The following is a 5,957-nucleotide window of genomic DNA, read 5'->3' as shown; positions in this document are numbered from 1 at the left end:
ACCCTTAACCACGGAGACACGCGATGCCGCTCACCGTTGAGGAAATCGCCGGTATTCATGCATACTGGCGCGCTGCCAACTATCTTTCTGTCGGACAGATCTACCTGCGCAACAATCCGCTGCTTCGCCGTCCGCTGACGGTCGGCGATATCAAGCCGCGCCTGCTCGGCCACTTCGGCACCACGCCGGGCCTCAACTTCGTCTACGTGCACCTCAATCGCATCATCAAGGCCCGCCGCCTCAGCATGCTGCTGATTACCGGGCCCGGTCACGGAGCTCCGGGCATCCTTGCCAACACCTTCCTCGAAGGCAGCTATTCAGAGACCTATCCCAACATTCAGCAGGATGCCGACGGTCTCAAACTCTTCTTCAAGCAGTTCTCGTGGCCCTACGGCATTCCCAGCCACTGCGCCGCCAACGTCCCCGGCTCTATCAATGAGGGCGGCGAGCTCGGCTACTCGCTGGTGCATGCTTATGGCGCAGCCTTCGACAACCCGCATCTCGTTGTTCCGTGCATCGTCGGCGACGGCGAGGCGGAGACGGGTACGCTGGCAACCTCCTGGCACTCGAACAAGTTCCTCAATCCCGTGACCGATGGCACCGTGCTGCCCATCCKTCACTTGAACGGCTACAAGATCGCGAATCCCACGGTGCTGGCGCGCATTCCGCAGGAGGAGCTGGAGCAGCTCTTCCGCGGCTACGGTTACACGCCGTACACGGTCGAAGGCGATGACCCCGAGGTGATGCACCGAAAGATGGCAGAGACGCTCGATCGCATCTTCGATCACATCACCGCGATTCGTGCCGATGCCGCGAGCCAGTATCCGCCGCAGCGGCCGGCCTGGCCAATGCTCATTCTGCGCACCCCCAAGGGCTGGACGGGGCCGCATATGGTGGACGGCAAACAGGTGGAGGGCACCTGGCGCTCGCATCAGGTGCCGCTGGATGAAGTGCGCTCCAACCCCGAGCATCTCACGCTGCTCGAAGAGTGGCTGCGGAGCTACAAGCCGGAAGAGCTCTTCGACAATCGCGGCTGTCCCGTGCCTCAGTTGCTCAACCTTGCTCCCAAGGGAGACCTGCGCATGTCGGTCAATCCCAGCGCCAACGGCGGCGAGTTGTTGAAGCCGCTGGTGCTGCCGGACTTCCGCGACTACGCCGTAAAGTGCAATGTGCCTTGCGCCACAAATGAGGTCTCGGCCACAAAGATCCTCGGYGACTACCTCCGCGACGTCATCCGCTACAACGCCGGCAATCGCAACTTCCGCATCTTCGGCCCCGATGAGACCGCCTCCAACCGCTTGCAGGATGTCTACCAGGCCACGCCGAAACAGTGGGAGGGTGAGCTGCTTCCCGTCGATGAGAATCTCGCCGCCGATGGCCGCGTGCTCGAAGTGCTGTCAGAGAATCTCTGCCAGGGCTGGCTCGAAGGCTATCTCCTTACCGGCCGTCACGGCTTCTTCTCCTGCTACGAGGCTTTCATCCACATCATCGACTCGATGTTCAACCAGCATGCCAAGTGGCTGAAGGCGTGCAAAGAGCTACCCTGGCGCAAGCCCATCGCTTCGCTGACCTATCTGCTCAGCTCGCACGTCTGGCGGCAAGACCACAACGGCTTCTCGCACCAGGACCCCGGCTTTATCGACCACGTCGCCAACAAGCAGAGCGAGGTGACGCGCATCTACTTTCCGCCCGATGCCAACTGCCTGCTCTCGGTCGGCGACCACTGCCTGCGCTCCCGCAACTACATCAACCTCATCATCGCCGGGAAGCAACCGGCACACACCTATCTCAATATGGATGAGGCAGTGCGTCACTGCACCGAAGGTCTCGGTATCTGGGCATGGGCTTCCACCTGTGCGCCGGAGGAGAAGCCGGACGTCATCCTCGCCTGCGCCGGCGATGTTCCCACCATGGAGGCGCTGGCCGCTGTGACGGTGCTGCGAAACTGGGCGCCAGCCCTCAAGATCCGATTCGTCAACATCGTCGATCTCTTTACGCTGGAGACGCCCGGAGAACATCCTCACGGCATCGACGACGAAAACTTCGAGAGGATCTTCGATCAGGAAAGCCCGATCGTCATGGCCTTCCACGGCTACCCAACCGTGGTGCACAAGCTCACCTACAAGCGCYGCAACCACGCCAGCTTCCACGTCCACGGCTTCCGCGGGGAAGGCACCACGACGACACCGTTCGATATGACGGTGCTCAACCAGATCGATCGCTTCTCACTTGCGCTCGACTGCGTCAGGTATGCACTACCCGAAGACTACGACCGCGTTCGCCAGCTCCACAGCGAAAAGATGCAGGAGCACAAACTCTACGTCGCGGAACACGGCGAAGATATGCCGGAAGTGAGGGATTGGAAGTGGACTAGTTAGTTGAATGGTTGAAAAACGTTGAATGGTTGAATAGTGGCGGAGATGGGCGAGCAGCAAAGTTTGCCACACCATTCAACTATTCAACAAATCAACTATTCAACCACCGCGCGATAGCGCGGTTGCAGACCTCTGGCTGTTCCTCAAACGGAAGATGTCCGACGCCATGCAGCACCAGCAGCTCGGCGTGATGCATCTCCTTTGCCAGCAGCTGTGCCGAAGGCAGGCTGACGGCGCGGTCGCGGTCGCCCCAGATCAGCAGTGCCGGAACATCGGCCAGCCGGTTCAGGACTTTCTTGAGGCCGCGCATGTCGCTGCCCCAGGAGCGCACGATCGCCAGAAGGTGATCCATGGTTCCGGGGATGCTGAGGTGCTCGGTGTAGCAGGCCAGCGTTCCGTCAATGATTCGCGAGGGCTCGCCGTACATGCGGCGCAGGGCGGCACGGTGCACCAGACCCGGCCACTGCGGAACGCGGCGTCCCAACCAGGCGCCTACCGGAGTGGAGAAGAAGCGTGCATTGCGCGCTCCGTGTCCGCAGAACGGGTTTGCCGGAGCGAAGAGCACCAGCTTGCCGACACGGTTCGTGTGTCGCGCGGCCAGCATCATCGCCAGCGCTCCGCCGTGCGAGTGTCCGGCGATATCGGCTTCGTCCAGACCAAGGGCATCCATCAGGCGTGCGATCCGGTCGGCGGTAGCCTCCAGGCTCGCGTCCAGGCCTGCGACCCGCTGGCTCTTCCCCATGTTGAAGAGATCTACGGCGTAGACCGTGGAATGGCGCGCCAGATCCTTAAGGTTCCGCCGCCAGGTCTGTCCGTCGGCCAGCAACCCGTGCAGCAGCAACAGCGGACGCCCCGTTCCGGCAACGCGATAGTGCACCGCGATACCGTCAACGACGACCTCTTCTTCACGGATATTGAGTGCTGCAGACACGGCCCTCTGTGCGTCCCTTCATTCAAACTGCGGGTCTTTCCCTGACACAGACGGCACGGAAGTCCCAACGCTCCATGTTACAGGACTGTTACAGGGAGGTGAAGGTTGCATTGCGGGATTTAATCTTAAAGTGTTCCCAGGCGGGAACGGGGAGGGACAGGAGTGCCAACCGAGAAGCTCACCGAACTTTCAGCCCAAGACCGTCAGGAGGCGATCGCCTCCCTGCAGACCTACGCCGAGCAGAATCTGGCCGAACCGCTCAATACGCTGGCGGCGGGTTTACTACTGGATTTTTTCCTGGAAGAGATCGGGCCCCTGGTCTACAACCGCGGTGTCGCCGACGCCCAGCAGCGCATGCAGCACAAGCTGATGGACCTCGACGGAGAGCTACACGCCGACGCCTTTCAGTACTGGCCTTCGCGCACCCAGAAGCGTCGCCCGGGCCGTTAAGCCGTAAGGGCTGTTAAAAGCGAATACCCCATCACCCGCGGAGGTGGTATGGGGTATTCGAGTGCAGCTTTGACGGTTTTGCTCTTCGTTACGTTGAGGGAAAAGCGGGGCATCGGAAAAACCTCCAATTACCCCCAAGCAGATATTGCAACAAACTTCAGGTATGGCAATGCAGCGATTCCACCGTTCTACTACTGCAACAACAACTCCACTGCCTGGGTGATCGTTGTTCCTTCCGGCAGGGCTTTGAATTCTGAGTGCTCTGACTGCTGCTGGCGATTGATGGTTTTGAAGAAGATCGCCCGTCCATCAAAGCGGGTCTGCATCTTCGCAACCTTCCAGATGGATGGAGCTACCTCCTCCCGTATGGTGCTGAAGCTGCTGCCGCTGCGAAGCGTGGCCAGCAGACCCATGCCGAAGCTCACGTCTTTCTCCAGGCGGCCATCGAGCTGGTGCAGGCGGAACTCACGTTCGTCCACCAGCACCGTGCCATGCATCGCGTGCATGACACGCTCTTCGAAGCTCTTTGGGGTGTACTCCGGATTAGGACGGTAGGCGATGCGGGTGGTGTCGTCTGCACTCGCAGCATCTGGTCGGCGGCCTGGGCGGTACCGGCCATTGGAACCGACAACGTGATACAAGCAGCGAACTTTACGAACCAGAGCTTCATGGCAGCACCTTTGTCTCGACTGCCATTGTTATCCCGGTTAACTTCCGGCTATCCGTTTTCCAGACGACAAAGTGAAGTTCGTGTTCCTTATCGGGAAATTCAGGAGCGCTCGCGGTACGTCGTGCGCGCTTTCTCGATGGCCTTGTAGTTCTTTTCCGCCCACGTCCACACGCTGCAAAAGGCCTCTCCTAGGCTGCGGCCCAGCACCGTCAGCGTGTACTCCACCTTTGGTGGAATGACCGGATGCACCGTTCGTGTGACAAATCCGTCGGCCTCCATCTGCCGCAGCGTTTGCGTCAGCATCTTCTGGCTTACGCCATTGACCAGCTCTGCCAGTTGAGTGAAGCGCAGCGTACCATGCTGATCCAGGACTTCGAGAGTCAGCAGCGTCCACTTGTCGGCGACACGGGCGATGGTCTGTTGCACCAATGCATCCAGGTCAGGGTGTGGGGAAGACTTTCCGTMCGGCGACTGGAAGRCCAGGGCGGCTTTCGGTTTCTTCTTTGAGGATTTTGCGGGAGCCATATTACTTACCTCACGGTAACTGACATACGAAAAAGTGCCTACTTCCCAAAAGAGAGTGGCACTCCTACAGTAACTCAAGAGGGAGCATACCCATGAAGGTCACAGGAAACACGATTCTGATTACAGGCGGCGGCTCCGGTCTTGGCCGCGGTCTCGCCGAAGCCTTTCACAAGCGCGGCAATACCGTCATCATCGCCGGCCGCCGCAAAGAGGTGTTGGACCAGGTTGCTGCGGCGAACCCAGGTACCGTTGGGGTGCAGCTCGATGTGCAGAGCGAGGCTTCCATCAATGCCTTCGCCGCGGAGCTGACGGCAAAGTATCCCGCTCTGAATGTGCTCATCAACATGGCCGGCATTATGAAGACCGAACAGGTCATCGATCCCAAGGCAGCAGAGGAGACCATCAACACCAACCTCCTGGCGCCGATTCGGCTGACCGCCGCACTTCTGCCCACACTGCAGAAGCAGCCGAGTGCGACGATCATGAATGTCAGCTCCGGGCTTGCCTTCACGCCGCTCGCGCTGACGCCGACCTACTCGGCCACCAAAGCTGCGATCCACTCCTGGTCGCAGTCGCTGCGCTACCAGTTGAAGGGCGGCAGCGTCGAGGTTCTGGAACTGGCTCCGCCCTATGTGCAGACGGAGTTGCTTGGACCGCATCAGAAGAGCGATCCCCGCGCTATGCCTCTGGATGCCTTCATCGACGAGACCATGCAGATTCTGGAAACCCAGCCGCAGGCAAAGGAGATCCTGGTGAAGAACGTCCATCCGCTACGCTTCGCCGGCGACTTCAACGCCGAAAAGTTCGACGCCTGGTTCGAGCAGTTCAACACCCTGCTCGCCGGGCACTAAGGAAAACTAGGGCGTATCGACATATTCACTTCCGCTGCGGGAGAGTTTTTGTTGCAGTTTTTGCATGGGAGTATTGCGCTACGAGCTGACCGATGCTCAGTGGAATCGGATAGAAGGGTTGTTGCCAGGCCGAGCGGGTCATGTGGGCCGTCCTG

At 59.9% G+C, this 5,957-nt stretch carries 6 protein-coding genes; 3 read left to right on the top strand and 3 right to left on the bottom strand.

The window, feature by feature from the left end:
* Positions 1–23: 23 nt before the first annotated feature.
* Entirely contained in the window at positions 24–2,378 is a 2,355-nt protein-coding gene (locus AB4043_RS15325; protein ID WP_442307439.1) for a phosphoketolase family protein, read from the top strand.
* A gap of 88 nt (positions 2,379–2,466) precedes the next feature.
* Here AB4043_RS15325 and AB4043_RS15320 read toward each other — a convergent pair whose 3' ends face one another.
* The gene (locus AB4043_RS15320) at positions 2,467–3,306 is read right to left on the bottom strand and encodes an alpha/beta fold hydrolase (RefSeq protein WP_442303466.1); all 840 of its coding nucleotides are present in this window, start codon (positions 3,304–3,306) and stop codon (positions 2,467–2,469) included.
* A 162-nt stretch (positions 3,307–3,468) separates the two neighbouring features.
* Here AB4043_RS15320 and AB4043_RS15315 point away from each other — a divergent pair, with 162 nt between their 5' ends.
* Positions 3,469–3,756 carry a DUF2164 domain-containing protein gene (locus AB4043_RS15315; RefSeq protein WP_442303465.1) on the top strand — a complete coding sequence of 96 codons (288 nt, stop codon included), beginning with the start codon at positions 3,469–3,471 and terminating at the stop codon, positions 3,754–3,756.
* A gap of 191 nt (positions 3,757–3,947) precedes the next feature.
* On the opposite strand, the gene AB4043_RS15310 is transcribed toward AB4043_RS15315, so the two are convergent.
* Complete coding sequence (locus tag AB4043_RS15310; RefSeq protein ID WP_442307438.1) at positions 3,948–4,397, bottom strand: hypothetical protein; 450 nt, start codon at positions 4,395–4,397, stop codon at positions 3,948–3,950.
* 128 nt (positions 4,398–4,525) lie between these two features.
* Positions 4,526–4,951 carry a winged helix-turn-helix transcriptional regulator gene (locus AB4043_RS15305; RefSeq protein WP_442307437.1) on the bottom strand — a complete coding sequence of 142 codons (426 nt, stop codon included), beginning with the start codon at positions 4,949–4,951 and terminating at the stop codon, positions 4,526–4,528.
* A gap of 92 nt (positions 4,952–5,043) precedes the next feature.
* Between AB4043_RS15305 and AB4043_RS15300 the strand changes: the two genes are divergently transcribed.
* Positions 5,044–5,802: an SDR family oxidoreductase gene (locus AB4043_RS15300; RefSeq protein WP_442303462.1), complete on the top strand. Its 759-nt coding sequence runs from the start codon at positions 5,044–5,046 to the stop codon at positions 5,800–5,802.
* The last annotated feature ends 155 nt before the right edge of the window (positions 5,803–5,957 follow it).

Origin of the sequence: Terriglobus sp. YAF25 (genome assembly GCF_052113305.1) — a bacterium.
In the GTDB taxonomy this organism is placed as follows: Bacteria; Acidobacteriota; Terriglobia; order Terriglobales; family Acidobacteriaceae; genus Terriglobus.
The sequence above is the reverse complement of the archived record's forward strand: the minus strand, read 5'-3'. Positions and strand labels throughout refer to the sequence as shown.